At 57.3% G+C, this 26,930-nt stretch carries 28 protein-coding genes and 1 tRNA gene; 8 read left to right on the forward strand and 21 right to left on the reverse strand.

All coding sequences use genetic code 11. The annotated features are described in order from the left end of the window. Positions 1-13 precede the first annotated feature (13 nt). The 3 genes from IEI95_RS24295 (at position 14) to IEI95_RS24305 (ending at position 2,081) form a co-directional block, all read left to right on the forward strand. Positions 14-550 (forward strand): sigma-70 family RNA polymerase sigma factor, encoded by a 537-nt coding sequence (locus tag IEI95_RS24295; RefSeq protein WP_194417121.1) that lies wholly within the window; start codon positions 14-16, stop codon positions 548-550. Next, a complete protein-coding gene (locus tag IEI95_RS24300) occupies positions 547-1,269 on the forward strand; it encodes an anti-sigma factor (protein WP_015914751.1) in 723 nt (240 codons plus the stop codon). Before IEI95_RS24295 ends, IEI95_RS24300 begins: the two co-directional genes overlap by 4 nt. Positions 1,270-1,523: 254 nt before the next feature. Continuing rightward, positions 1,524-2,081: a fasciclin domain-containing protein gene (locus IEI95_RS24305; protein ID WP_194417122.1), complete on the forward strand. Its 558-nt coding sequence runs from the start codon at positions 1,524-1,526 to the stop codon at positions 2,079-2,081. A 189-nt stretch (positions 2,082-2,270) separates the two neighbouring features. Here IEI95_RS24305 and yihA read toward each other — a convergent pair whose 3' ends face one another. From yihA to rpmH, 4 genes are all read right to left on the reverse strand, one after another. Beyond that, positions 2,271-2,930 (reverse strand): ribosome biogenesis GTP-binding protein YihA/YsxC, encoded by a 660-nt coding sequence (gene yihA / locus IEI95_RS24310; protein ID WP_015914749.1) that lies wholly within the window; start codon positions 2,928-2,930, stop codon positions 2,271-2,273. An 86-nt stretch (positions 2,931-3,016) separates the two neighbouring features. Then, complete coding sequence (gene yidC / locus IEI95_RS24315) at positions 3,017-4,867, reverse strand: membrane protein insertase YidC (protein ID WP_194417123.1); 1,851 nt, start codon at positions 4,865-4,867, stop codon at positions 3,017-3,019. Beyond that, on the reverse strand, positions 4,867-5,256 hold the full coding sequence (gene rnpA, locus IEI95_RS24320; protein ID WP_156531337.1) for a ribonuclease P protein component: 390 nt from the start codon (positions 5,254-5,256) through the stop codon (positions 4,867-4,869). The genes yidC and rnpA overlap by 1 nt, the downstream gene beginning before the upstream one ends. A gap of 32 nt (positions 5,257-5,288) precedes the next feature. Further along, a complete protein-coding gene (gene rpmH / locus IEI95_RS24325; protein ID WP_194417124.1) occupies positions 5,289-5,423 on the reverse strand; it encodes a 50S ribosomal protein L34 in 135 nt (44 codons plus the stop codon). Positions 5,424-5,861: 438 nt separating this feature from the next. Between rpmH and IEI95_RS24330 the strand changes: the two genes are divergently transcribed. The 3 genes from IEI95_RS24330 (at position 5,862) to IEI95_RS24340 (ending at position 9,815) form a co-directional block, all read left to right on the forward strand. Beyond that, on the forward strand, positions 5,862-7,334 hold the full coding sequence (locus IEI95_RS24330) for an ATP-binding protein (RefSeq protein ID WP_420360076.1): 1,473 nt from the start codon (positions 5,862-5,864) through the stop codon (positions 7,332-7,334). A 157-nt stretch (positions 7,335-7,491) separates the two neighbouring features. After that, positions 7,492-7,568, forward strand: a tRNA-Arg gene (locus tag IEI95_RS24335). 327 nt (positions 7,569-7,895) lie between these two features. Further along, on the forward strand, positions 7,896-9,815 hold the full coding sequence (locus tag IEI95_RS24340; protein WP_156531336.1) for a HAMP domain-containing methyl-accepting chemotaxis protein: 1,920 nt from the start codon (positions 7,896-7,898) through the stop codon (positions 9,813-9,815). Positions 9,816-10,117: 302 nt separating this feature from the next. Here the strand turns inward: IEI95_RS24340 and IEI95_RS24345 are convergent, their stop codons facing one another. The 3 genes from IEI95_RS24345 to IEI95_RS24355 all read right to left on the reverse strand — a co-directional run bounded on the left by IEI95_RS24345 (position 10,118) and on the right by IEI95_RS24355 (position 12,911). Beyond that, positions 10,118-10,921 carry an EF-hand domain-containing protein gene (locus tag IEI95_RS24345; RefSeq protein ID WP_194417125.1) on the reverse strand — a complete coding sequence of 268 codons (804 nt, stop codon included), beginning with the start codon at positions 10,919-10,921 and terminating at the stop codon, positions 10,118-10,120. A gap of 210 nt (positions 10,922-11,131) precedes the next feature. After that, positions 11,132-11,884, reverse strand: coding sequence for a pyrimidine 5'-nucleotidase (locus tag IEI95_RS24350; protein WP_156531335.1), 753 nt, complete (start codon positions 11,882-11,884; stop codon positions 11,132-11,134). Between the two features lie 82 nt (positions 11,885-11,966). After that, on the reverse strand, positions 11,967-12,911 hold the full coding sequence (locus IEI95_RS24355) for a nucleoside hydrolase (RefSeq protein ID WP_156531334.1): 945 nt from the start codon (positions 12,909-12,911) through the stop codon (positions 11,967-11,969). A gap of 211 nt (positions 12,912-13,122) precedes the next feature. Between IEI95_RS24355 and IEI95_RS24360 the strand changes: the two genes are divergently transcribed. After that, positions 13,123-13,551, forward strand: a complete 429-nt coding sequence (locus IEI95_RS24360; RefSeq protein WP_012654843.1) for an Hsp20 family protein — start codon at positions 13,123-13,125, stop codon at positions 13,549-13,551. 143 nt (positions 13,552-13,694) lie between these two features. Further along, a complete protein-coding gene (locus tag IEI95_RS24365; protein ID WP_012654842.1) occupies positions 13,695-13,952 on the forward strand; it encodes a BQ00720 family protein in 258 nt (85 codons plus the stop codon). A gap of 230 nt (positions 13,953-14,182) precedes the next feature. Here the strand turns inward: IEI95_RS24365 and trmB are convergent, their stop codons facing one another. The 14 genes from trmB to IEI95_RS24435 form a co-directional block, all read right to left on the reverse strand. Continuing rightward, on the reverse strand, positions 14,183-14,881 hold the full coding sequence (trmB, locus tag IEI95_RS24370) for a tRNA (guanine(46)-N(7))-methyltransferase TrmB (RefSeq protein WP_012654841.1): 699 nt from the start codon (positions 14,879-14,881) through the stop codon (positions 14,183-14,185). A 5-nt stretch (positions 14,882-14,886) separates the two neighbouring features. Continuing rightward, positions 14,887-16,125, reverse strand: coding sequence for a methionine adenosyltransferase (metK, locus tag IEI95_RS24375; protein ID WP_194417126.1), 1,239 nt, complete (start codon positions 16,123-16,125; stop codon positions 14,887-14,889). 174 nt (positions 16,126-16,299) lie between these two features. Then, positions 16,300-16,722 carry a helix-turn-helix domain-containing protein gene (locus IEI95_RS24380; RefSeq protein ID WP_012654839.1) on the reverse strand — a complete coding sequence of 141 codons (423 nt, stop codon included), beginning with the start codon at positions 16,720-16,722 and terminating at the stop codon, positions 16,300-16,302. Between the two features lie 146 nt (positions 16,723-16,868). Further along, positions 16,869-18,455 carry an apolipoprotein N-acyltransferase gene (gene lnt, locus IEI95_RS24385; protein ID WP_156531333.1) on the reverse strand — a complete coding sequence of 529 codons (1,587 nt, stop codon included), beginning with the start codon at positions 18,453-18,455 and terminating at the stop codon, positions 16,869-16,871. Between the two features lie 229 nt (positions 18,456-18,684). Then, positions 18,685-19,722 carry a hemolysin family protein gene (locus tag IEI95_RS24390; RefSeq protein WP_012654837.1) on the reverse strand — a complete coding sequence of 346 codons (1,038 nt, stop codon included), beginning with the start codon at positions 19,720-19,722 and terminating at the stop codon, positions 18,685-18,687. A 12-nt stretch (positions 19,723-19,734) separates the two neighbouring features. Further along, positions 19,735-20,238, reverse strand: coding sequence for an rRNA maturation RNase YbeY (ybeY, locus tag IEI95_RS24395; protein ID WP_156531332.1), 504 nt, complete (start codon positions 20,236-20,238; stop codon positions 19,735-19,737). A 36-nt stretch (positions 20,239-20,274) separates the two neighbouring features. Beyond that, the gene (locus IEI95_RS24400; protein WP_156531331.1) at positions 20,275-21,348 is read right to left on the reverse strand and encodes a PhoH family protein; all 1,074 of its coding nucleotides are present in this window, start codon (positions 21,346-21,348) and stop codon (positions 20,275-20,277) included. Between the two features lie 41 nt (positions 21,349-21,389). After that, the gene (gene miaB / locus IEI95_RS24405) at positions 21,390-22,772 is read right to left on the reverse strand and encodes a tRNA (N6-isopentenyl adenosine(37)-C2)-methylthiotransferase MiaB (protein WP_156531597.1); all 1,383 of its coding nucleotides are present in this window, start codon (positions 22,770-22,772) and stop codon (positions 21,390-21,392) included. Between the two features lie 141 nt (positions 22,773-22,913). Further along, positions 22,914-23,711, reverse strand: coding sequence for a lyso-ornithine lipid O-acyltransferase (olsA, locus tag IEI95_RS24410; RefSeq protein WP_156531330.1), 798 nt, complete (start codon positions 23,709-23,711; stop codon positions 22,914-22,916). Positions 23,712-23,742: 31 nt separating this feature from the next. Next, positions 23,743-24,171 carry a Fur family transcriptional regulator gene (locus IEI95_RS24415; RefSeq protein ID WP_041696121.1) on the reverse strand — a complete coding sequence of 143 codons (429 nt, stop codon included), beginning with the start codon at positions 24,169-24,171 and terminating at the stop codon, positions 23,743-23,745. A gap of 37 nt (positions 24,172-24,208) precedes the next feature. Next, positions 24,209-24,706 carry a GNAT family N-acetyltransferase gene (locus IEI95_RS24420; RefSeq protein WP_012654831.1) on the reverse strand — a complete coding sequence of 166 codons (498 nt, stop codon included), beginning with the start codon at positions 24,704-24,706 and terminating at the stop codon, positions 24,209-24,211. Positions 24,707-24,878: 172 nt separating this feature from the next. Next, complete coding sequence (gene tsaB / locus IEI95_RS24425; protein ID WP_156531329.1) at positions 24,879-25,568, reverse strand: tRNA (adenosine(37)-N6)-threonylcarbamoyltransferase complex dimerization subunit type 1 TsaB; 690 nt, start codon at positions 25,566-25,568, stop codon at positions 24,879-24,881. Between the two features lie 79 nt (positions 25,569-25,647). Then, a complete protein-coding gene (locus IEI95_RS24430) occupies positions 25,648-26,208 on the reverse strand; it encodes a NifU family protein (RefSeq protein ID WP_012654829.1) in 561 nt (186 codons plus the stop codon). Positions 26,209-26,371: 163 nt separating this feature from the next. Beyond that, positions 26,372-26,863: a universal stress protein gene (locus IEI95_RS24435; protein ID WP_070163734.1), complete on the reverse strand. Its 492-nt coding sequence runs from the start codon at positions 26,861-26,863 to the stop codon at positions 26,372-26,374. Between the last annotated feature and the right edge of the window lie 67 nt (positions 26,864-26,930).

The raw sequence follows: 26,930 nt of genomic DNA on the forward strand, positions 1-26,930 counted from the left end.
AGTGGATGCATGGATGAGCGATGAGATCGGGATATTGCTGGGGAAAATTGCGCTCAAGGACCGTATGGCCCTGTCGGAGCTCTATCGACGCACCAGCCCGAAACTTTTTGGCATCTGCCTCCGTCTGCTGAAAGACAGGAGCGAGGCGGAAGACGCAATGCAGGAAATCTTCGTCAAAATCTGGCAGAGGGCTCAAAGCTTTGCCGCGACAGGCCATAACGCCATGGGCTGGCTTGGAACGATTGCCCGTTACCATTGCATCGACCGCCTGCGCACGAGGACACCAGTTGCCGCCGAACTCGACGAGGCATGGCATGTTGCCGACAGCGCACCAGACCCGGAACAAACCGCCAGCATACGCAGTGAAGGAAAGCGCATTGACAGCTGCATGGAAGCGTTGGAAGCTGATCGTGCCGCCGCCGTGCGGCAGGCCTATGTGGAGGGGCTTAGCTATCAGGAGTTGGCGGAGCAGTTCAATGTACCGTTGAACACGATGAGGACATGGCTGCGACGCAGCCTTTTGGCATTGAGAGAGTGCTTGGAAAGATGACGACACCGGATCAGAGCAAGGGGGACCGCTCCAGGGACGAGGTTCTGGCGGGGGAATATGTGCTCGGCGTGCTTTCGGCCCAAGGCCGCGTTGAGGTGGAGGCCCGGCTGAAGCGGGATAGACCCTTCGCCGCCATTGTCCAGCGCTGGGAGGAAAACCTTTCACAGTTCAATGACGACTATGGCGTGGAATTGCCGCGGCCGGAAAGTTTCCAGAAGCTGGAAGCGCGGTTGTTTATCGACCGGAGCAACGGCCCGGCTGGTCCCTGGGCGAGACTTTGGCATTCCGTCCCCTTCTGGCGCGGCCTGTCGTTGACCAGTCTGATCGCAGTCGCCAGCCTGGTCGGCGTCGAGCTTGGTATGTGGGAAAGCCGTTACGCGGTGCGTCCGCTGGTGGCAGATCTGCAAACTCAAAATGCAGATTTGTCGCTGGTTGCCAGCTATGACAGGCAAAGTGGACGGTTGCGCGTCACGCCGGTCGCGTCGCGTGCCGAAGGTCAGAAGTCGCTGGAATTATGGATGGTCGAGGCGAATAAGCCACCGCGCTCGCTTGGCGTGCTCCCGCAATCGGGTGAAGGTGAATTCCTGGTTCCCGACAGCATGCGCCCACGTCTAAAGGATGGCGTCACGCTCGCCGTCAGTATAGAGCCTTTCGGCGGCTCGCCGACGGGGATTGCCACTGGACCGGTGATCGCTTCCGGCAAAACCCATATCCCTTAAGAGAAATAGTGCTTTAAAATCAAAATATTAAAAGTCATTTTCACTTTTCTGCTCAGACCCTGAAACTCTTTTTCCCAAACCTCCGTCTTTACCATTGTCCCCGCCTTTGCGCGGGGACGTTACAACGGCCTGCATCTGGCAACACCATCCAAGGCTGCTGTATCGGTTTTCAATCTGCTGCATGGTTTCTGGCCGATCCGGCCTGCGGCCATGCGAGCCAAAGACATAATCAACCGGGAAGAGGACCTAGACCCATGACCAAGACCACCCTTCGCCTGCTGGCCGCCGTTTCCATCATCGCGGCCGGAAGCGCCGTGGCCTTTGCCAAGAACCCGATGGTCGGTGGCGCCGCCATGTATGAAAACAAGAATATCGTTGAAAACGCCGTTAATTCCAAGGATCACACGACCCTTGTCGCCGCAGTCAAGGCGGCTGGCCTGGTCGAAACACTGGAGGGCAAAGGCCCGTTCACGGTCTTTGCACCCACCAACGAAGCCTTCGATAAATTGCCAAAAGGCACGGTGGAAACCCTGCTGAAGCCGGAAAACAAGGAAAAACTGACCAAGGTGCTGACCTGCCACGTGGTTGCCGCCGATGCCATGTCCACGGCCATTGAAAAGATGATCAAGGACGATGGTGGCGAGCATGACGTCAAGACGGTTGGCGGCTGCGTGCTGAAGGCCAAGGAATCCAAGGGCAAGATCACCCTGACGGATGAGACCGGTGGCGTTGCCCATGTGACCATCGCCGATGTGAAACACTCGAATGGCGTTATCCACGTCATCGACAAGGTCTTGCTGCCGAAGATGTAACCCCCTCACAGTCCGATCTGGAAGAGCGGCTGGCGGGCCGCTAATCCGGTAAAGACTGGCAGTTTCGGCAGTGCCCGGCGGTAGAGTGCCACCTACCGCCGGGCTTTTTTTAATCTCGTCAGGCATATCAAAATAAGTGCCTTAACCGGCAGGCCCAGCGGTCACGCCAAGGCCGGGAGCCTCATGACATCAGCCGAAATGGCCGACGGTTTCGCAAATTGCCGCACGCAATTCTTTCAGTCCCTTGTCCTTTTCCGAGGACGTCGAAAGGACAAAGGGATAGGCCGCCGGACGCTTGCGGATTTTCTCGAGGGTTTCCTCGATCAGACGCGGCACGCCCGCCTCCTTGATCTTGTCGGTCTTGGTCAGCACGATCTGGTAGGACATCGCCGCCTTGTCCAGCAGCGTCAGCACATCTTCATCATTGGCCTTAATGCCATGGCGGCTGTCGATCAGCAGATAGACCCGCTTCAACGTCGCCCGTCCGCGCAGATAGTCGAAGACCAGCTTGGTCCAAGCATCCACATGGTCTTTGGGCGCCTTGGCATAGCCATAGCCCGGCATATCGACCAGCGCCATCGGCGGCAGGTCATCGCCCTCGCCGCTATAGCCCTCGGGAACGAAATAATTCAGCTCCTGGGTCCGGCCCGGCGTATTGGATGTGCGCGCCAGACCCTTCTGGCCGACGAGGGCGTTGATCAGCGATGATTTCCCCACATTGGAGCGCCCCGCAAAGGCAATCTCCAGCGGGCCTTCCGGCGGCAGAAATTTCATCGATGGCACGCCGCGGATAAAAATCCATGGCCGGCCAAACAGCGGCTGGTCGCTCGTTGCCTTTGTTGCAGTCATCGTCTTCTCTCCTGCGGCAGATCCTGATCCACCGATCAAACAAAAACCCCGGCGCGAGGCCGGGGCTTTGCTGTCATCTGGCCTGATTACTTCGTCTTAGCGGATTTTCGCTGGAAAAGCCCCTTGAGATTATCAAACAGTTCGATCTTCACACCGTGACGTTTCATGATGATCGATTGCTGCAAGACCGACAGGGTATTGTTCCATGCCCAGTAAATCACCAGACCAGCCGGGAAAGACCCGAGCATGAAGGTGAAGACCAGCGGCATCCAGTTGAACAGCATGGCCTGGGTCGGGTCCGGCGGCGTCGGGTTCATACGCATCTGCACGAACATGGTAATGCCCATGATGATCGGCCAGATGCCGAGATGCAGCATGGCGGGCGACTCGAACGGCAGCAGGCCGAACAGGTTGACAAAGCTGGTTGGATCTGGAGCCGACAAGTCATGAATCCAGCCAAAGAACGGCGCGTGGCGCATTTCAATAGTGATATAAATCACTTTGTAGAGCGCGAAAAACACCGGGATCTGCAACAGCAGCGGCCAGCAACCGGCGACCGGATTGATCTTCTCGGTCTTGTAGAGCTCCATCATCGCCTGTTGCAGGGCCATACGGTCATCGCCGTGCTTGGCCTTCAACTCTTCCATCTTCGGCTGCATGCGCTTCATATTGGCCATGGACGCATATTGCTTGCTGGCCAGCGGGAAGAACAACAGCTTGACGGCGATGGTCGTCAGCAGGATAGCCACACCGAAATTGCCAACCTGACGGAAGAAGAAGTCCATCAGTTTGAACATCGGCTTGGTGAGGAAATAGAACCAGCCCCAATCGATCAGAAGATCGAAACGTGGAATGTCATATTGCTGCACCGTGTCTTTGGCACCGGCAAACAGATTGGTAAACGCCTGTCCGAACCAGGACTTGTCGAGCGCATAGCCATCAACGACCGGCACTTCCTTGGCGCCGGCAAACAGCAGCGTCTTCAGCGTGGTCGATTGGCCCGGTGCAATCGTCACCGGATCGTTCTTGTAATCCGCCTGGAAGCGAGCCTGGCCATCGGTAAAATGCGAGAAGCGGGAATCATAGGCCAGCGACTGCGGTGGCACGAGGGTCGCGGCCCAATATTTATCGGTAATCCCGAGCCAGCCACCGGTTGCCTTGGCATTGGTCTCGTTTTCTTTTTCGATAGCCGCATATTTTGCTTCAACCGAGGCAAACTTCCCGTCGCCCGAGCCCATCACGCCGATGAAGCCTTCATGCAGCACATAGGTGGAGGCAACGGCGGGCTTGTTGTAGCGGGTAACACGGCCATAGGGGGCAAGGCTGACGTCAGCGCCCCCGGCATTGGCAACCGTGTCTTCGATCGTGAACATGTAATGCTTGTCGACCGAAATCTTCCGGCTGAAGGTGAGGCCGGCTTCATTGGTATAGGTCAGCGTTACCGGGGTGGTTTCGGTCAGTGTCTGGCCATCCTTGACCGTCCAGACCGTTGATGGCCCTGGAACGCTGCCGGATTTCTCGCCGCCGATAAAGCCGATTTCGGCGAAATAGCCGTCCTTGGTATCGGCCGGATTGAGCAGGGTAATGATCGGGCTCGTCTTGTCGACGGTCTCGTGATAGCCCTTCAGGCGAAGATCATCGAGCCGTGCACCCGTGAGATTGATGGAGCCGGACAGCGCTTCGGTATTGATTTCAACCCGAGCCGACTTGGCGACAGCGTCTTCGCGGCTTGTCGTGGCGCTGGCCTGGGTCTGACCTGGCAGGGCACCATTGACGGCCGCCCCCGGCGTTGCCTGAGTGGCCGGGGTCTTTGCCTGTTGTGCCTGCTCAGCCTGTCTTTGCGCCTCGATCCGCGGGTTCATGTAGAAGAACTGCCAGCCCAGGACGACCATCACCGACAGTGCAATCGCGATGAGATAATTGCGGTTGTTTTCCATCATACTTTCCTGGAACGGGCCGTATCTTGACGCCGAACATTGGATTTTTCTTGAATACGGCGCTGCAACACGTCCCGAAGCTCGCTAAAAGGAGCCGCAAGCACGTCGCGTCGCGCAACGATCACATAGTCATGTCCGGGCTGCATTGCAAAGCCCACGCCAGTCCGCACAGCTTCTTTTAACCGGCGTCGCATACGATTGCGCTCGACAGCATTGCCATGCTTTTTCGTGACGGTGAAACCGACGCGAGGCGGCGTATCGGGCTCGGCCCGATCCAGCACTTCTAGGAGAATGTAGCGCCCCTTGCGCTTTTCGCCGGCGCGAACAGCAAGAAACTGCGGGCGGCTTTTCAGCCGCCCGACAGTTATGGATGTCTTAAGTGACGTCATAAGCCCGGCGCTTTCATCGGGCCAACCCGGCCTTAAGCCGAAAGACGTGCGCGGCCGCGAGCGCGACGAGCACACAGAACCTTACGGCCACCCTTGGTTGCTATGCGAGCGCGAAAGCCGTGACGACGTGCGCGAACGAGCTTGGACGGTTGATAGGTACGCTTCATTTTTTTAAATACCGCGGTGTGCGGCCCTTCTTGGGTTTGCAACGAATTGCAAGAGCGTTAGGATTAAGGCAAGCATTACGGGCCCGCAGAACGGGAAACCTATGCAAGCCGCGCGGCTTATACGGAGGATAGAGGCGAGAGTCAATCTTGCCAGGGCTTTCCGGGGGTCAGAACTCTGGCAAAATCCGCCGGAACCGGGCGTTTTTTGCTTGTCGCCATTCAAGCGAACGACTGCAAGACCCACCATCATGCCTTACTTAAAATGCCAGGGCGAACCTGAATACACCATATTTGATGTATCGCGCCGGAACCGAAATCTTTGCTGCACCGCATTTTACCGGATGCATGAGGCATGGTATGCTGTGATCTAAATGATGCGGCACAGCTGGCAAACGGTACAGAAAACCAAAGTACCACCCGGCAAAATGAGGCTAGTCGATGGGCAGGCGAAAGGCACAGGACGCAAAGCAGGCGCAGGCAGCGTCGATGCCCAGCCGGTTGCGCGGCCTTTCCGGCAAGCTGCTGGTGTTGACTGTGGTTTTCGTCCTTGCGGCGCAGGTGCTGATTTTTGCGCCGTCGATTGCCACGATGCGCCTCAATTGGCTGAAAAACCATATCAACAAGGCCGCGGCCGCCGCAGTGGTGATCGATGGGCTACAGCCACCTGAACTTCCCAAGGACGTCCAGGCCGACACCCTGCTTGCCACCGGAACCAAGGCGATTGCGCTCACCAAGGATGGTACGACGCGGCTGCTGGCCATGGCGGACATGCCACAGGAAGTGGATGGTCAATATGACATTTCCGATGTGGGGACATTGACCGCCATCAAGGACGCAGTCGACACCCTGCTATTCGGCGGCAACAGATTGATCAGCGTTTCCGGTCCGATCGGCGATACGTCGATGCGGGTGGAAGTGGTGATGTCCGATGCGCCTCTGCATCGCGGATTATTGGCTTATGCAACGCGCATTGCCGTCGTGTCGTTGATCATTTCGGTGATCACCGGCCTCCTGCTGTTCGTGACGCTGAACCGGATGCTCATCAATCCGATTCGGCGCCTGAGCCGCAATATACAGGCATTTGCCAGCGACCCGGAAAATCCTGATAGGGTCATGGAAGTGGTCAGTGGTCGCGACGAATTGACCTTTGTCGCCCGCCATCTGGCCACGATGCAGGAGGATCTGCAAAAGACCCTGAGGCAGCAGAAAAGCCTGGCCGATCTCGGCCTTGCCGTTTCCAAGATCAATCATGACATGCGCAATATCCTTGCCTCTGCCCAGTTGATGTCCGACCGGTTGGTGGATGTCGACGATCCCATGGTGAAGAGCTTTGCGCCTAAACTGGTCCGCACGATCGACCGGGCCGTGGGCTATACGAGTGAAGTGCTTGCCTATGGACAGGCTTCGGAAGCCGAGCCCCGCCGGCGCCGGTTTGTGCTCTCCACGCTCAGCCAGGAAGTGCAGGATATCCTTGCCCTGGACAAGGGCATCGACTTTGTCGATCAGATTTCACCCGACATCGAAATCGACGCCGACAGCGAACAATTGTTCCGTGTCATTCATAATCTCTGCCGCAATGCTGCCCAGGCGCTTTCATCCGCCATGACGGAAATGACCACTGCAACACCCCGCATCTTGCTATCGGCTCACCGCATCGGCAGCGTTGTTGCAATCACCGTTGACGACAACGGCCCTGGCCTGCCGCGCAAGGCCCGCGAAAACCTGTTCACACCGTTTCGCGGCTCAGCCAGATCGGGCGGCACGGGCCTCGGCCTGGCCATCGCCCGCGAAATCGTGCTGGCGCATGGGGGAACGATCGCGCTTATGGAAAAACCCTCCTCCGGCACACAGTTCCGGATCGAAATTCCAGACAGGCCGGTGGCGCTCGATACCTTCCGGCTTCGAGCATAATGAAGCCGGCTTCAAGAATGACGGCGAAAAGACAAATTTCTTCAGGCCGTTAGAGACAAACTGGAAATCAAACCGGATTTTTTTACCGATTCTGCTTGCAATCAAACACGTCTCGCTTTAGAGGATCGGCACGCCAACGGAAACGACGGCGTCAGACGCACCCGTAGCTCAGCTGGATAGAGCACCAGACTACGAATCTGGGGGTCAGGAGTTCGAATCTCTTCGGGTGCGCCATTTTCCTCTTAAAATGATTAGTTGCTTTAACGCTCGTGTGTTTATGAGCCCTGTAAGCGCGTCTCTAGATGCTCGCTCATCTGGAGCACAGGTGACCGGGCTCTCCGAAGCTTTTACTCAGTCTGGTAATGGGATCAATGAGGCTTTAAAATCAGCCCATCGAATTTTTGCTTTCAGTGACAATATGTCTCTCGCCGCGGCACAATCATAGGGCGTAAAATTTGCCTTCATATTCCTTATATTACCGATAACTTCATTTTTAATTTATCAATTTGGGTCAATCCTCAGGCAGCCAAATATTGGGATGCCAGCCTGGGGGGCATAGTGATGAGTTTGAGGATTTCAACGCGATTAATGGTCATGGCAGGGGCAGCACTGATGCTTGTCATCCTCCTCGGCCTGTTCAGCTACAAGCAGACGTCCGTGGTCTTTTCGGCAGCCTCCGATACGCGGCAGGTGTGGATGCCCCGGATGGCGAAACTGGATGGCATTCAGTTTACCATGTTGCGCTATCACACGACGACGATCCGCAAGACCATTGCCGTCGATCCCGCCGAAATCAAAGGGTTGGATGACGAATTCGTGGAAATGGATGCCTCCATTCCGAAATCCTATGCGGATTTCCGCGCAACCCTGCGCAACGATGCTGAGAAGAAATTGTGGGGCGATTTCGAAGCCAAGTGGACCCGCTATCTCGAATTTCAAAAGAAGATCATCAACGCCGTCGCCGCCAAGGATCAGGTTGCAGCAACCGCCGCAATCGCCCCAGCCCGTCAGCCGCTGGTCGACAGCTTCATTGCGCTTGGCGAAATCATCAAGCTCAACGATAGCGGTGCGGCAGCGTCAAGCACAGCTGCCGAGGCAGCCTATACGCAGTCCTCCTATGTCACCATTGGTGTCATTCTGTTCGGCGTGCTGTTGATGAGCATCTTGACCGGCTGGATCATCCTGGGCGTGTCACGCCCTGTGACCCGCATGGCAAAGGTGATGCTGCATATTGCCGATGGCAAGCTGGATGTCACGGTACCCGACGCCGACCGCAAGGACGAAATCGGGGAAATGGCTGGCGCCGTCGAAGTGATGCGCCAGTCGGCCCTGGCGAAAGTTCAGCTGGAAGCACAGACCGAACAGAACCGGCTCAATGCGGAGCAGGAACGCAAGGATGTCCAGCGCCGCGCCGAGGAAGATGCGGAACGCCGCCTGAACGAAGCAACGGGCGCACTGGCCGCTGGCCTGAAGCGGCTGGCCTCCTGCGACCTTCTCTGCGAAATCGATCAGCAGTTTGCTACCCAGTTCGAACCGCTTCGTCACGACTTCAATGCCTCGGTCAACCAGTTGCGCTCCGCACTCGTGGCTGTGGGCCAGGTCGGCAAGGGTGTCACCAATGGCAGCGGTGAAATTTCGCAGGCCTCCGACACGTTGGCCAAGCGCACTGAACAGCAGGCCGCCTCGCTAGAGGAAACCGCCGCCGCGCTGGAGCAGATCACTTCCAACGTCCAAGCAACATCCAAGCGGACTGGCGAAGCCCGCAATCTGGTGCGCAATGCCCGCCAGCATGCCGAACATTCGGCGACCGTGGTCAACAATGCCGTCTCCGCCATGGAGCGGATCGAGGATGCTTCGCGCAAGATCACCCAGATCATCAGCGTGATCGACGAGATCGCCTTCCAGACCAACCTTCTGGCCTTGAATGCGGGGGTCGAGGCTGCCCGCGCTGGTGAAGCAGGCAAGGGCTTTGCGGTCGTTGCCCAGGAAGTGCGCGAACTGGCGCAACGCTCCGCCAATGCCGCCAAGGAAATCAAGTCGCTGATCGGCAATTCGGAAGCGGCTGTCAGCGAAGGCGTTAAGCTGGTCAACGATACTGGCGAAGGCCTGACGACCATTTCCAAGGTGGTCGAGGACATGAACCAGCATATGGATGCCATTGCGACGGCCGCCCAGGAACAGGCCAGCGGTTTGGCGGAGGTCAATACCGCCGTCAACCATATGGACCAGGCGACTCAGCAGAATGCCGCCATGGTGGAAGAAATGAACGCGGCTGGGGCCGGTCTCAATCAGGAAAGCCGTCGCCTTTCGGATCTGCTCGCGCAATTTAGAACCGGAAACGATATCGCCCAGCCAGTGCGCTCGGCTCCGGCCTCGCCTGCGCCTGCTCCCAGAGCGCAGGCCCCACGCAGAGCCCAGCAGTCTGTTCCGGTCAGCCATGGCAACGCCGCCGTCAGCCGCGACAATTGGGAGGAGTTCTGATTTTCGCCAGTGATGCCAGGCTCTCTTCTGCCTGATCGATAGACTTATACCAAGAGCCATTGAAAATGGCAGTTGGTATTCCTTTTTCGAATATCTCAAGCCTTTGACGCATTTGAGATATTCGAAACTCTTGTCAGGCGAGGATGCCTTAGCATCTTCGAGCCTTGGTTATTAAAAAGCGCCGTGCGTTTCTGACGCACGGCGCTTTTCATTTAAGACCATATTGCATATCCGCACTTGGCTATCGAAGCGCAAGCAAACAGGACCATGCAAATCAGGCTCAGGCAATCAGGCCTAGGCAATCAAGGCAGAAGCGACGGTCCCTTCGGGAAGTCATCGGCCGAAATGAACCCATCCTTATTGGTATCCAGACGGGTGAACAGCTTATCGAGCGCCGCATCGGCTTCGGCCTTGCTGATCTGGCCGTTTTCATCGGTGTCGACCTTCTCCAGCAGGCGCATCGCACCCATTGGACCACCCATTGGCCCCATCGCCATCATCGGGCGATGGCCATGAGGACCACGGGGTCCACCCATTCGCTCGCCCTCAGGACCGCGTTCCTTCGCCCAACGTTCAGGCCCTGGACGATGCGGACCACAACCGGCCATGCCGTCATCAGACGGTCCCATGGCGTCGTCTTCAGCACCCAGGCCACCTGGCGGCGGCGGTGGTGGCTGATCCGTCGCCTCGTCAGGCTTTGGCCCATTAGGATCGGCTGGCGCGGCACCCTCAGGCCCCGGAGGTTTCGGCATCTCGGCACGCATGGCCTCCATGCGTGCTTCATGGAACTTGCGCAGTTCACCTGGCGTCAGAACGCCGTCCTTGTCGGTATCGATGGCCGTAAAGAGCTTGTCTTCAGCAGCCTTGGCCTCTTCCTTCGAAATCTTACCGTCCTTGTTGGTGTCGAATTGCTGGAGGGCAAAGATGAACATCGCTGCCGGTCCACGCATCATCATCGGCCGTGGACCGCAGGCGTCGCGCATCTCATCAGGCCGTGGCGGGGGTGGAGGTGGAGCCTTACCGTCTTTTGCAAATACGGCACCGGATGACGCGCTGACCAGCAGGGTAGCCGCCAGGGCCGCAATGGTCGTTTTCTTCGCACTCATGAAGTTTCCTTTCCTCGGTGCCACATCGTTTCAAGACCGGAAATCGGTTCTGTGATCGAACGATGCAGCCGTATCAACGTTGCAGAACACCGCCAGCCTAAGGCAGGCTGTGTTCTGCAATATCGAGAGGATAGGCACTCGCCCCTGCGGCGGCCACTTAAGGTTCTGTAATGCTAGTTACTTTTTCGTAATGTTGTACTTAATAACGATCTATGACCTGCCTGGCTCACTCTGAACCTGAAACTCTCCAGCTGCCAAAAGAGAGGCAAGAAAGCCAGCCAGATCGTCGGTGGCGTAATCGACATGCGCATGGCCTTCGTCGCTATCCATCCGCTCCCAGCTTTCCAGCACCACGGCTTCCAGATTGCGCGGCACGAGCAGTACGGTTTTCATGCCCAAGGCCTTCGGCACGACGAGATTGCGCGGCAGATCCTCGAACATCGCTGCCTGCCCGGCATCGATCTGCTTCAGCCGGGTGAATGTGTCATAGGTCTGGCTGGCCGGTTTCGGCAGATAGGCCGCAGCAACGATATCGAAAATGTCGTCGAAATGATCGAGAATGCCGAGCGCCCTCGCCGCCGCCTCGGCATGTTCCACCGTGCCATTGGTGAAAATAAACTTTCGTCCCGGCAGAGCCTTGATCGCCTCGCCCAGAGCCACATCCGGCAACAGGGCGGAATAATCGATGGCATGGGCCTTTTCCAGGAAATCATTAGGATCGACGCCATGACGGGCCATAAGGCCTGCCAATGTCGTACCATGCTCATGATAATAGCGCTTTTGAAGGATGCGCGCATCCTCCGTCTCCATCTGCAACAGATCCGCAACATAGGCGGTCATGTTGCGATCAATCTGGGCAAACAGATTGATGTGATGCGGATAAAGCGTGTTGTCGAGGTCGAAGACCCAATCACGGATATGGGTAAAATCGGCGGGCTCTGGTGACGTTTTCGGTGTGCTCATCTCTCAGATGTGCCACAGGCCCGGCCAAAAGAAAATGGCCGGACCAAGACACCAAAAAGGATAAAGAGGATTTGCACCAGGTTTAGAGGCGCGCCAACCGTTCCGTCAGCAAGGCAAAGAAGCCGTCAGCATCCACATCGCGCATCACCTTGGCATTGGGCGTACGACCGGTCACGCGCCACCAGTCCACCACCGTCATGCCGACCGTCAGTTCAGATTCAGTTTCGATTTCTACGTTGCAATCACGTCCGGAAAACAGCTCCGGCTGGAGAAGATAGGCAATCACGCTGGGATCATGCAGCGGTCCACCATCCGAACCGTATTTCTCGATATCGAAACGCTCGAAAAACTCCAGCCAGTCCACCATGACCTTGGCCACCCGTGTACCAATGGCGCCAATGCGGGCAACCCGGGCCTTGGTGGTCAAAAGCTGGTGGGTGACGTCCAGCGGCATCATCACGATCGGGATGCCTGAACCAAACACAATCCGGGATGCCTGCGGATCGACATAGACATTGAACTCCGCCGCAGGGGTAATATTGCCACCCTCGAAAAAGCCGCCACCCATCATCACAAGTTCACGAACACGCGGTGCAATATCCGGGGCCTTTTGCAGTGCCAGGGCAATATTGGTCTGCGGTCCGAGCGTGCAGAGCGTAATGGTGCCCGCTGGCTCGCGGCGAATGGTATCGATGATAAAATCGACCGCATGCTGGTCTTGAACCGGCATGACCGGCTCATCGACCTCGGCCCCGTCCAGCCCGGTCTTGCCATGCACATGTTCCGCCGTCACCTGGGGCCGCTCCAGAGGCTTCAGTGCGCCTTCATAGACCGGTAGGTCTAATCGGCCCGACAGTTCGCAGACGATACGGGCATTGCGGCTGGTCATCGACAGGGGAACATTTCCTGCAACCACCGTCAGGCCGAGGACGTCCAACTGATCGGGACTGGCAAGCGCCAGCATGATGGCTGCGGCATCGTCCTGACCGGGATCGGTATCGATGATGATTTTTCTGGGCTTTTCCATGCGGGCCTATCCTTGGATTGATAGGGTTTGATGGACGGGCAGCCGGGCTATTGTCAAGATCTATCGTGCCGGTCAAACGCTTGTTTCCCGCCCTCGGGGCTCCCATATCTTAACCAAAGTACAGACATGCCGACCACCGGAAACACAATCCCGCAACGACTGGCCCGCAAGGACCGACTTGTCGTCTGGCGGGGGGCCAGACGAGGACAGAATGCGACGGACAAAATCCATCACCACACCCCTGCTGCTGGGTTTCGACATTACCGATGCCGTGTTGAGTCAGTTGGCCCGGACCAGCGACGGCTATCCGCCCTATAATATCGAGCTTGTTCGCCGCACCAGCGACCATGAAGGGGACCGGTTGCGGATTACTCTTGCCGTGGCGGGCTTTTCCGAGAGCGATCTGGAGGTTCTGGTCGAGGGAAACCAGCTGATCATTCGAGGTTCCCAGACCGAACGCCCGGATGCCGATTATTTGTTTCGCGGCATAGCCGCACGGAACTTTCAGCGCAGTTTCCTGTTAACGGACGGAATGGACGTTTCGCGCGCACGGATGCGAAACGGCCTACTGGTGGTCGAACTAATTCGTCCTGATACGCAGCAAATGGTAAGGAAAATTAATATTTCCGCCTCAGACTAGGATCATGGCGCTTTTGCACAAGTTCCTTGGACCGGGTCGGTTTCAGGACCACATACTGCAAAAGATATAGGGTGTTACAGCAGATTTCGCGCGTCCTGGTGAAGGCTGTTGTGCCGCCCCTCCCTCAATGACGGAGATCCGGAATGTTGATTAAAGAAGCCACCTCCAAGCTCTCGAAAAATGAGCTGGCACATCTTGGCTCCGGCGAAGTGGGCTATATCCGCAAGATCCGTTACGACGAAGTGTCCCGCTGCTTTCCCGATGCCCCGGAAATCGACCCGCGCACGGATCTCTGGGCGCTATTTGCCGCTGACGGCACACCCATCCTGCTTACCGATAACCGCTCCTCCACCTTCTTCAAGGCCGCAGAAGACGAGTTGAAAACCGTCAGCCTACACTGAGCTTTCATCGATAACGATTGACTAAAAACACCCTGCGCCATGCATTGCGCAGGGTGTTTTGATTCGCACTTTAAGTGAAGATGAAAGCGTCTCCGCAGAGGCTTGAGCCTATAACAGGCCACGGCAAGACCTGCCTCAATCAAGCCTGAATATTTCAAAGCTTTTATGCAGTTGAGATACTCGAAATCTTTTCCAGTCAGGAAGACTCGCGGCTCTTCAAGAGCCTTGGATTAGGTCCTGCGGAAGGTCAAATAAGCCGATGAACGGCCCTCGCGACGGGCTTTGGCCTCATAGCGCGTGCCTGGCCAGCCCTCGTAGGGCGTCAGCCAATCGGCGGAGCTTTCGGCCAGCCAATCGAAACCGCCATGGTTGCGGCAATGCAGCAGCGTCCAGTTCACGTAGGTATCGATATCAGAGGCGAAGCAGAAATTTGCGCCTGGTTTCAACACCCGGTGAAACCGCTCCAGGTTGACCTGCGAGACGAAACGGCGCTTCCAATGCTTGCGCTTTGGCCAGGGGTCAGCGTAGAGAAGATCGATCTGATCGATCGATGACGCTGGCAGCCAGTCCAGCAATTGCGTGGCATCGTCGTCATAGACCCGGATATTGGGCAGACCCTCATCCTCAATTACGGCCAGCAGCTTGGCCATGGAATTGACGAAGGGCTCGACGCCAATAAAGCCGGTCGTGGCATCATGTCTGGCACGGTGGGCCAGATGTTCGCCCCCACCAAAGCCGATTTCCAGGCGTATGCGCTGCACCGGCACAGGAAACAGTGTCTTCAAATCGCCAGGCGCTGCCGACCCCAAGTCTAACTTGCGTTCGGGCAGGAGATGGGTCATCCGCTCGACTTGCTGGTCGCGGAGCGGCTTTCCCTTGCGACGACCGAAAAAGGCTTCGGTCGCCCGGCTACGGCGATCTGTGGTCATCGTATTCAGCCCTTCAAGGCTTCCTTGAGCGGCTTGACCAGATCAAGCTTCTCCCATGCGAAGGAGCCGTCACGGCCAGCCTTGCGGCCAAAATGGCCATAGGCAGAGGTCTTGGCATAGATTGGCTTGTTGAGATCGAGATGGCGGCGAATACCGGTCGGAGACAGATCCATCACGCAGCGGATTGCCGCCTCGATCTGGTCCTCGGTATATTTGCCGGTACCATGCAGATCGACATAGATCGACAAAGGCTGAGCAATGCCGATCGCATAGGCGATCTGGATGGTGCAGCGCTCCGCTAAGCCGGCTGCAACCACGTTCTTGGCCAGATAACGCGCTGCATAAGCAGCCGAGCGGTCGACCTTGGTGGTATCCTTGCCGGAAAATGCGCCACCGCCATGCGGGGCCGCGCCACCATAGGTGTCGACGATGATCTTGCGACCTGTCAGGCCTGCATCGCCATCGGGACCGCCGATCACGAATTTGCCGGTCGGGTTGATATACCACTTGCAGTCGTCAGCAACCTTCAGGTCGCCAAACGCTTCGAGAATATAGGGCTCAACGACCGAACGGACCTTGGCCGAATCCCAGCTTTCGTCGAGATGCTGCGTGGAAAGCACGATGGAGGCGACATCGGAAGGCTTGCCATCAACATAACGGACAGTGACCTGGCTCTTGGCATCGGGACCAAGTTTGCCCACGTCGCCCTCGCCCTTTTTACGGGCTGCCGAGAGAAGCTGAAGGATCTTGTGGGAATAATAGATCGGTGCAGGCATCAGGTCCGGCGTTTCGCCGCAGGCATAGCCGAACATAATGCCCTGGTCACCTGCGCCTTCGCCGCCTTCATGGTCGGCAGCCTTGTCGACGCCTTGGGCGATATGGGCCGACTGGGAATGCAGGAGAACGTCGATCTTGGCGGTCTTCCAATGGAAGCCGTCCTGTTCATAGCCGATGTCGCGGATTGCCTTGCGCGCCGCAGCCTTGAACTTGGCAGGGTTGATGACCTCATTGCCGTTCTTGTCGGTCTTCATCAGGCTCGGCGGCAGGCGAACCTCACCGGCGATGACAACACGATTGGTGGTCGCCAGCGTCTCGCAGGCGATGCGCACCGTCCAGGGATCCACCCCGGTCCGTGCCGCTTCACGATAGACCAGATCGACGATTTCGTCCGAAATTCGGTCGCAGACCTTGTCTGGATGACCTTCCGAAACGGACTCACTCGTAAACAGATAGTTTGAGCGCATGCGGGATTCCCCTCAATGAACCAGATGCTCCTGTGATAGAGGCTCCAAGCCTCAAAAACAAGGACACAACGACATAAATATATCTTTATGTCAGCAAGCCTTTCTCAAACGTGACCAAGACATAAAAAAAGCGGCTTAATCGCCGCTTTTTTTTCGAGCCCTGAAGGGTCCCGGTTATTCCGCGTCTGCGTCGGCGGCAAGCGCCTTGACCAGATCGACGACTTTACGGCGCACTTTCGGATCGTTGATCTTCACGAAAGCGCGGTTCAGCTGCAGGCCTTCGGAAGACGAGAGGAAGTCCACGACATAGTTGGAACTGGCCGCCTCGGAAAAGCCATTGGCGCCTGCTACAACCTGCTCACCCGGTGCATCCTCGAAAAAGAACGAGACGGGTACATTCAGAATGCTTGAAATATTCTGCAAGCGGCTGGCGCCGACACGATTTGTGCCTTTTTCGTACTTCTGAATTTGTTGAAACGTAATGCCGAGGCTTTCGCCCAGCTTTTCCTGGCTCATTCCGAGCATGGTGCGGCGAAGACGAATCCGGCTACCGACATGAATGTCGATGGGGTTAGGCTTCTTTTTGTTTTCGAGCATGTGACGATCCTGAAGACAGTTGAAATTGATCTTAACCCGTAGCGCTTGCAACTTCATATAACGTTACGTTGCACACGCCAGCGCTTCAAGCGCTGGATTACAAGCACTACCAAGCTACAGCACTATGCATTTTTAGGGGTTTTTCGTCAATTCACTCTCGATATTAAACCTAAACGAGAAATTACAGCCGCAGATAATAACAAAGCAGTTACCGCCCAAAAGTTGTATTTATTATGATTTACATTGGTTTCAGGCGCAACTGATAGCGTAAAAGTTGCATTTTCCACGCCTTCAGCGTTCAATCGCAAACCCGAAAACACGCGTCCCCGTCCGTCAATTAAGGCAGAAATGCCATTATTGGCGGCGCGAATAATTGGCAGCCCAGTCTCGACGGCGCGTAATCTTGCCTGTTGAAAATGCTGAAATGGACCTGGCGTATCTCCAAACCAGGCATCGTTGGTGACATTGATTATGGCATTGGCCCCGGATAATCCCTTAACCATTTCGTCAGGAAAAATGACCTCGTAACAGATCAACGGATAGAGCTTCAGCCCCCCCGGAAGGGTCATAAGGGACCGTGATGCACCTGGAGAAAAGCCTCCTGGCAGGTCGATAATGTTGGTAATACCGAGCTTCGACAGGATGTCCTGCCATGGGACATATTCCCCAAATGGCACAAGATGGACCTTGTCGGCGGCGGCAAGGATCTGCCCCTGACTGTCGATTGCATAGATCGAATTATAATAGCGCGGGGCAATTCCGGCACCCTGATCTTCCGAACGGACTGTGCCGGTGATCAGCACTTGGCCCTCCTGCAACGTCCCGGCAATCTGCCGCAAGGCGTCTGGATTTTCGGTGAGGATGAAGGGAATGGTGGTTTCCGGCCAGACAATCACATCCGGGCGTGGCTGATCGGCCGGTGTCGGCAACGCTGTCAGGCGAAGATGTTTCTCGAAAATCGCAACGCGGTCGGTATCGTCCATCTTCGCTGCCTGGTCTATATTCGGCTGGACCAGGCGCATTGTCACCTTCCGTCCGTCCGGCTCCGGCAGAGACAGCCGGTAAGCGCCATAGCCGAGATGGCCGCAGATCAATATTCCGGCCAGCGCCAGCCCGAGCTTTGCCCCACGGCGGGTTCCCAGAAGAGCCGGGGCGGCAAAGACGAAGACGGCAAGGGCCGAAACCCCGAAAAGACCCAGCACCGCAGCCGATTGCATCATCAATGGGATGGGCATGGCGCCATAGCCGATGGCATTCCAGGGAAAGCCCGTGGCAACAAAGCTGCGCAGCCATTCGGTTATACCGAACATCGCCGCCAGCGCGGCAATCCGGCCAAGGCCTTCGGACCAGAGCAGACGGGCGGCAAGGCAGGCCAAGCCATAAAACACCGCCAACACCGCCGGCAGGCCGAGCACCGCGAGCGGCAGTGCCCAGGCAAATTCGTCGGCCTCCACCATCAGCGCATTGCCCAACCACCAGAGCCCAGCAACGAAATAACCGAAGCCGAACAGCCAGCCGATCCAGAAGGCGGACCGCAGTCCCCGCGACCAGCTCCTGTCGGGATTGCCACTTACACCATCGAGCAGCCAGACAAGCATGGAGAAGGAGAAAAACAGAGCGGCAAAGAACCCTACCGGCGGCAACGCCAGCGCCCCGACCGCGCCTGAGGCAATGGCAAGAAGGGCACGTCGCCATCCCGCCAGAAGCATGATCCTTGCCGCCAACCGTTCCATCTTCGCCCCCAAGACCTTGCTATTGCATAATTTCAAAGACCTCAAATGCTTGAGATACTTGAAAACGGAATACGGGCTGCCCTTTTCAAGGCCAGTTCGTATAGCACTTCAAATTTACGACAAAGGGCAAGACACTGCCACAACCCTGCCTGCAAGAATCGAAGAGGCGGCAGTTCTTTTTAAAAACTGCCGCCTCGTCTTAAACCATAGGTGATGGGCTACATGCCCGCTACTTACCCTGCCCGGATCCGACTGTCTGCAAATCGGCGCCTTCCTGCAGGCGCTTGGCAATGGGCGCCATGCGGGTGATGCGGACCTTCTTCACTCTTCGCGGATCGGCATCGAGAATATGTAGCTCGAAGCCTGCCACCGCCTGCACCACTTCACCACGCTGCGGCACCCGGCCAATCGCGGTGGAGAGCAATCCGCCCAGAGTATCGACTTCATCGATTTCCGCACTGATATCGAAATCGGGACCGATCACCTCGGCGATTTCCTCAAGTTCGATGCGGGCATCGGCCAGATAGACATCCTGTGAGACGCGGGTGACCAGCGCCTCTTCCTTATCATGCTCATCTTCAATGTCGCCAACCACCATCTCGACGATGTCTTCATGCGAAACCAGGCCATCGGTGCCGCCATATTCGTCGATCACCAGCGCCATCTGGGTGCGGGCAGCCTGCATACGGGCCAGAAGGTCGGAGGCTTGCATGGACGGTGGCACGAACAGGATGGAGCGGATGATGCCAGCCTCCTCCAGCGTCACGCCAAGATCGACGCAGGCGAGGTCGAGGCCGTTGCCGTTCAGCGCCTTCAGGGTGATATAGGAGAGAAGATCGCGGATATGCACCATGCCGCGTGGATCATCCAGCGTGTCGCAATAGACCGGCATGCGCGAATGGCCGGTTTGCTGGAACAGGGTCATCAATTCGCCGATGCTGGTCTCGACATCGACAGCATGGATATCGGAGCGCGGCACCATGACATCTTCGACGCGCACTTCGCGAAAGCGCAGGATATTGTGCAACATCGCCCGCTCTTCGGCGGAAAAGGCCTCTTCAGCGGCCCTGTCGGACATCAGCGCGTCGGCGATATCCTCACGCAGGTTGCCGCCGGCGGGTTTCAAGATCCGGGCGGCACGCGCCCAGAAAGATGATTGCGGCTTGTGGGCCGCGGAACTTCGCTGCGGACTAGACCCCTCTTCGGAGGAGGAGCCGTCCTGCTCCTTCGTGGCCTCACTGGCCGATCGTGTCGAAAAATCGCTCATTTTACCGTTCTATCAAACCGGGACTTGACCCGCATAAGGATCAGATAAGCCAAGACCGGCCAAAATGCGAGTCTCCAGTCCCTCCATCTCCTCCGCCTCATCCTCGGTCATGTGATCATAACCGAAAAGGTGGAGGAATCCATGCACCATCAAATGCGTCAGATGGTCCGTAATCGTTTTCTCCAGCTCCGCCGCTTCCCGCTCCACGGTCTGGCGGGCAATGACGATATCGCCCAGCATCGGTCCCGGCTTATCGCCGGGCTCTATCGGATAAGCCGGAAAGGACAGAACATTGGTCGGCTTGTCCTGCCCCCGCCATTCGCTATTGATCGCCTGGATCTCGGTATCCCCGGTGAAGACCAGAGAGACCTCTGCAGGCATCGATGCAAAAGGCTGGCCTTCAGCAGCGATGAAATCCGCCGCATGGTCCAAAATCCGTGTGCTCAACGCCTCGAGTTCCGCCTCATCCGGCCAGCCATCGGTTTCGATAGCGATCTGAACGTCAAGTTTCTTCATCAATCACACGCACTCAACCAAGGACACAGCAACAGGTTATTCCGGCTTCTCGCCTTCGAGAGGCTGCGTATAGTGAGGCTCAGGCTGCGCATATTGGGCATCATAGGCCCTGACGATCCGCCCGACAAGCGGGTGACGCACAACATCGACATCCTTGAAGCGCACGAAAGAGACGCCTTCCACGCCAGCCAGAATATCCAAGGCCTCAACCAGACCGGATTTTACACCGCGCGGCAGGTCCACCTGGCTCGGGTCGCCGGTAATGATCATCCGGGAATTTTCGCCAAGCCGCGTCAGAAACATCTTCATCTGCATGGATGTGGTGTTCTGTGCTTCATCAAGAATGATGGCGGCATTGGCCAGCGTGCGCCCGCGCATGAAAGCCAGCGGGGCAATTTCGATTACGCCCGCGGTAATCGCCCGCTCCACCTTGTCGCCCAGCATCATATCATAGAGGGCATCGTAGAGCGGCCGCAGGTAAGGATCGACCTTTTCCTTCATATCGCCGGGCAGGAAGCCCAGCCGTTCACCCGCCTCGACCGCCGGGCGCGACAGGATGATCTTGTCGACGGCGCCACGTTCCAGCAATTGCGCGGCCTGCGCCACGGCCAGATAGGTCTTGCCGGTGCCAGCCGGGCCGGTGCCGAACACCAGTTCGGACCGCTCCAGCGCCCGCATATAGGCATCCTGGGTCGGTGTGCGGGCAACAATGGTTTTCTTGCGGGTAGAAATCTGCGCCATGCTGAGCTTGGCCTTGCGCTCCAGCGTCGGCAAGGTCAGCTGGTCATCGGCGGCCACCGCCATGCGAATCGCACCTTCCACGTCGGAAGCCTCGACGCTGCCGCCGCTTTGCAGCCTGGCATAGAGGAAATCCAGCGCCCGGCGCGCCTGGTTGGTGGCCATGATGTCGCCGGAGATGGAGACGGAATTGCCGCGCGCGCTGGCTTTGATATTCAGCCGCTGCTCCAGCAACTTCAGGTTTTGTTCGAACTGGCCGAAAAGCTCGCTGGCATGCCGGTTGTTCTCGAACGTCAAGATGAAGTGATTGGCGTCGGTCGCGGCGGTTTTGGTGTTGCGCGAGGGTGAGGTTACCACTTCTGGTGCGTTCAAGCGATCAGGCTCCCTATCGGAATTCAGTCCCTGCCCTCACTCTAACTCTCTGCCACCTCGGCAAACAAGCTGTTTGGGCCGATATCCGTGATTCGTACCTGAATAATGTCGCCTATTTGCGAAGGTTTTGCATCAACATTCACAGACTGCAACCACGGAGACCGGCCAATAATCTGTCCCGGCATCCGGCCCGGCTTTTCCAAAAGCAGGTCCATGGTCTGCCCCACCAGCGAGCGGGCAAAGTCATGCTGTTGTTTTAACAACAGTTCCTGCAATCGAGCCAGCCGTTCGGTCTTGACGTCCTCGGCCACATGGTCGGGCATGTCGGCACCGGGCGTGCCTGGACGTGGCGAATATTTGAACGAAAAGGCCTGTGCATAGCCGATCCGCTCGACCAATTTCATTGTGTCTTCGAAATCCGCGTCGGTTTCGCCGGGAAAACCGACGATGAAATCGCCTGATATGGCGATGTCTGGACGCGCCTCGCGGATACGATCGACGAGAGCGATGTAATCGGCAGCTTTATGCCGACGGTTCATCGCTTTCAGTATCCGGTCGGAACCCGACTGTACCGGCAGATGCAGATAGGGCATCAACATCCGCAGATCGCGATGTGCCTCGATCAGCCGCTCGTCCATGTCACGCGGATGGCTGGTCGTATAGCGCAGCCGGGCAAGGCCTGGAATTTCGGCGAGCTTGTAAAGAAGATCGCCCAGGCCCATCTCACGCCCGTCCGGTCCCTTGCCATGCCAGGCATTGACGTTCTGACCAAGCAGGGTGATTTCGCGCACACCGCTTTCCACCAGCCTCTGGGCTTCACCCAGCAATTGGGCAAGCGGACGGGAAACCTCGGACCCACGGGTATAGGGTACCACGCAGAAGGTGCAGAATTTATCACAGCCTTCCTGCACGGTCAGAAAAGCCGTGATCATCCGGCGCTTGCCGGCGATCTTCGTTGGATCGGGCAGGTGCTCGAACTTGTCTTCGACGGCATAATCGGTATCGACCACCCGCTCTCCGCTTCGCGCCCGTCTTAGGGCCTGCGGCAGGCGGTGATAGGTCTGCGGACCGACAACCACATCGACGCCCGGCTCACGGCGGACGATTTCCTCGCCCTCGGCCTGGGCGACGCAACCGGCCACGCCGATCATGAATTCCTCGCCTCTCGCAGCGCGGACCTTTTTCATTTCGCGCAGGCGCCCAAGCGCCGAATAAACCTTGTCGGCGGCCTTTTCGCGGATATGACAGGTATTGAGCAGCACGAGGCTGGCTTCCTCCATATCCTCGGTCGATTGATAGCCTTCAGCCACCAGCGCATCGGCCATGCGGCTGCTGTCATAGACATTCATCTGGCAGCCATAGGTCTTGATAAACACCTTCTTCTGCGGCGCAGGCTTTTGCTGGGCAGAGGTGTGGTCAACCATGGCGGACACCGGCTCTACCGATGCTGAAAGGCTTGAAATTTCCTGGGTCATGGCGCGCTTTTATACCAATGATCGGCATTAGCAAAGAGTGCCGCAACATCCCAATGAAAAGCGGCAGACAGTTCGTTGTTCTAGAGTCTGCTATTCGATAGTCCGGCCCAGTAGCTTTGACAGCAGCATGCGGCGGATCTCCGCTTCCACCTTAGCGCTCACCCGCTTGCGATTGCTATCCTTGGTATAGGCGACCGGCGCACCGAAGCAGACATCGACATCCACCGCAGCCACGTTGAGCAGACCGGCCAGATGCGGTCCAAGCGTGACATCGCCCGGCCAACTGACCAGTGGCCGATGGAAGCGGCCCATCGGCATGCCATGGATTCCCGTATAGGCGATGGCAACCGGCTGCACATAGACCACGCCCTCAGGAGCAAGCGGCACTGCCATGGCGGCAGCGCCAAACAGCGAGGATTTGACCGGCAGCAGCCGATTGCCGTCTGACGTCGTGCCCTCAGGAAACAGAACAACGATTTCACCATCCGCCATGCGGGCCGCAATATCATTGACCTGCTCACCGGAAGAACGCTTTTCCTCGCGGCGAATGAAAATGCTTTTTTGCAGCTTGGCCAGCGTCCCGAAAATCGGCCATTCCGACACTTCCATCTTGGCGATGAACACCACATCGGCAATGGAACTCAGCACCAGGATATCGGTCCAGGAACAGTGATTGACGGCCAGCATCAACGGCCTTTGCCGTTCCGGCAGGCCATGCAGCCGCACCCGGATACCGAGAACCAGACAGGCAATCCTATGCCAGTAGCGCGGCAACAGCCGTCGTATTTTCAGATCGAACGCCAGGCCAAGCAATTGCAGCGGCAACATAATCAGCGTGACGACGACAAGCAGCGTCAGCATGAAGACAGTTCGGATGGTGATGATCATGGCTGCCACGAACAGCCAAAGCTTGCCCTGCTCACGGCTCGTCCTTCGCCAATGGCACGCCATAGAGTTCCAGCCGGTGATCCACCAGCCGGAAGCCGTGTTCTCGAGCGATTCGCTCCTGGAGCGCCTCGATCTCGGGTGAGCGGAACTCGATGACCACGCCCGTCTTCAAATCGATCAGATGATCGTGATGTTCTTCCGGCACCGTTTCGTAACGGGAGCGCCCATCGCGAAAATCATGACGGGCGATAATCCCCGCATCCTCAAACAGCTTGACGGTGCGATAGACGGTCGAGATCGAAATTTTGGCGTCTATCGCCGAGGAGCGGCGGTACAGCTCCTCGACGTCAGGATGGTCGTCGCAGCCTTCCAGGATGCGCGCGATGATCCGCCGCTGTTCGGTCATGCGCATTCCACGCTCCGCGCAGAGCTCTTCAAGCGTTTTCGGCGTCTCCGTCATGATGGTCCGGTTGCTCGTGAATTTCGATAGTCACGAGTTAGCGAAGATCGCGCCGCATGACAAGCGCTGCACTGCGACGACCGTTGGCATCGGCGTAATAAGCGGGCCTTTCGCCAGCTTTTTCAAAGCCAAGCTTGCGGTAGAGATTGATGGCGGGATGATTGCCATCATCCACTTCGAGGAACATGATTTCGCCGCCGCGCACCCTGGATTCGCGCATCGCGCCCTGCATCAGCCGCCAGCCAAGGCCGTTTCGGGCGCCCTTTTCATGCACGGCAATCGTCAGGATTTCTGCTTCGCCCGCTGCTTCGCGGGCCAGCACGAAACCGCTGAGCTGCGGCTTGAACATCAGCGTATTGGTCTGGCGAATCACGAAACCGAAAACATTGGGCTGCAACAGCAGGCTTTCGAATGCGCCATCATTCCATGGCTGCGAAAACCGCTGGCCATGCAATTCCGACACGTCATGGCAATCGTCCAGCTCCATAGCGACGATTTCAAACTCGGCTTTACGGGCAAAAATTGTTTCAAGCATAAGACCCTCCCCAGAGTCAGGATAAAATATGTTTATTCCGACATGCTCACGGCACAGATTACCCGATAATTCCTAAGATCACCTGGGATTTATGGTGAAAATACGCAGCAGATTTAACTATATTGCGTTTATCGTCTACAAACCCACCAGCCCATCGTGCTCTAAAACAGGATCATGCCCGCGCCACGGCAAAACCTGCCTGCGGCTTGACATCCGGCCCCCGCAAGTAAAGCGGTTTTGGCTTGCCCGAGGCCTGCGCAACCGCTCCAAGCCTGGCAATATCCTCCATCGGAAAGTGATCTGCCTCCACTGTTGCAGCCTCTTCACTTTCCCCTGCCACGTTTTTCTCCAGCAGCCGGCATGCCGAACCGGTGACGCGTCCTGCGCCATGCCTGGCAAGCTCAGCCGCCATCGCCCGAAATTCGTCCACCGACAGCAATCGAGCGTCATCCAGCGCCACGGCATCAGGGCTGAAACTCTGGACATAGACCTCATCGCGCTTGGCATCCATCGCAGCAAGCACCGCAACCGCGCCACCCCGCCTGCGCTCTGCCGCCGCCAGAACGGCAAGCGTTGAAATGCCGACGATATCGACACCCAGCGCCAGAGCTAGCCCCCGCGCCGCCGACAGGCCGACGCGAATGCCGGTAAAGGAACCGGGACCAATGGTGACCGCAACCCGCTCGACACTGCTGAGCGCAAGTGACGCCTCGGTCAGGACCGCGTCGATCATGCCCATCAGCTTTTCGGCATGACCACGGCCAATCGTTTCGCTTCTGGCCGCCAGCATCCGGTCAAGATCGCTGTCATACAGGCCAACAGCGCAATCAACGCCGGCGGTGTCGATTGCCAAAAGGATCATGCCTGCTCGCTTTTCATTGCGTGACGTTTCACATTTATCGAAAGCGCGGCAACCTAAGGGACGCCGCGCCCAAACCGTATCAAACGGCTTCGACTTCCTGCACTTCGGGAATGAAATGGCGCAGCAGGTTCTGTACGCCATGCTTCAGTGTCGCGGTGGAGGATGGGCAACCCGCGCAAGAGCCCTTCATGTTAAGAAACACCTTGCCATCGCGGAAACCACGGAAAGTGATATCGCCGCCATCCTGGGCGACGGCCGGACGAACCCGGGTTTCCAGCAGTTCCTTGATGGTGGCAACGATGGTCTCGTCACCCTCGTTGAAGAACTCTTCGTCCGACGCCTCATCTCCTGCCACAGCGCTGCCCATGATCGGCGCGCCGCTCATGAAATGCTCCATGATCGAACCGAGTATGGCCGGCTTCAGATGCGGCCATTCGGCAGTATCCTTGGTCACGGTCACAAAGTCATAGCCAAAGAACACGGAGGTGACGCCGGGTATGGCAAACAGCTTTTCAGCCAGTGGCGAGGCCATGGCCGCCTCCCGGTCGCGGAATTCAGCCGTGCCATTGTCCATCACCACCTTGCCCGGCAGGAATTTCAAAGTAGCCGGATTGGGGGTGGATTCCGTCTGAATGAACATCACAAACTCCTTGCGAACCGGTCAAGCCGGGTCCGATTTAGAATGCTTCAAAAATAAACCTTCGCAGGTCCTGCTTCAAGCACTGGCTGCAAATAAAGATCTTATACCACGGCTCGAAGATGCCGAGGCAGTCTTACCTTGAAGGCATGTCCAGCCTCACTTTTCAGCAAAGCGCGTCGATTTCTTCATTGCTCAGCGTATCCGGCAGCACAGTCACCGGAATAGGAAACGCCTGCGCCCGCCCGGCGATCATCGAGACCAGCGGGCCAGGCCCGTCCTTGGCCGAGCCTGCGGCTAGAACGAGGATGGCGATATCGCGATCTTCCTCAATCACCGCCTGGATCTGCTCGGCGGCACTGCCCTCGCGGATGACGATTTCCGGTTCAAGCCCAATGGTTTCACGCACCGTCTGGGCAGATTTCGCCATAACGGCTTCGGCAGCTTCCTGGGCCTCGGCCCGCATAATTTCCTCGACACCCAGCCATTGCTGGAAATCGCCCTCGGGAATCACATAGAGCAGAACCAGCCCGCCATTGGAATTCTTGGCGCGCCTGCCTGCATAATGGACGGCGCGGGAGCATTCCGGCGTATCGTCGATGACCGTCAGAAATTTCCGTCGGTGCCCGTCAAGACGCGATAGACGTTTCGATACCATGGCCTGCCCTGTTCGTCGGGCCGGATCGACCGGCCCCGATAACCGTTACCTGATGACGCGTGACACC

The organism is Agrobacterium vitis (assembly GCF_014926405.1).
Classification (GTDB): Bacteria; Pseudomonadota; Alphaproteobacteria; order Rhizobiales; family Rhizobiaceae; genus Allorhizobium; species Allorhizobium vitis_H.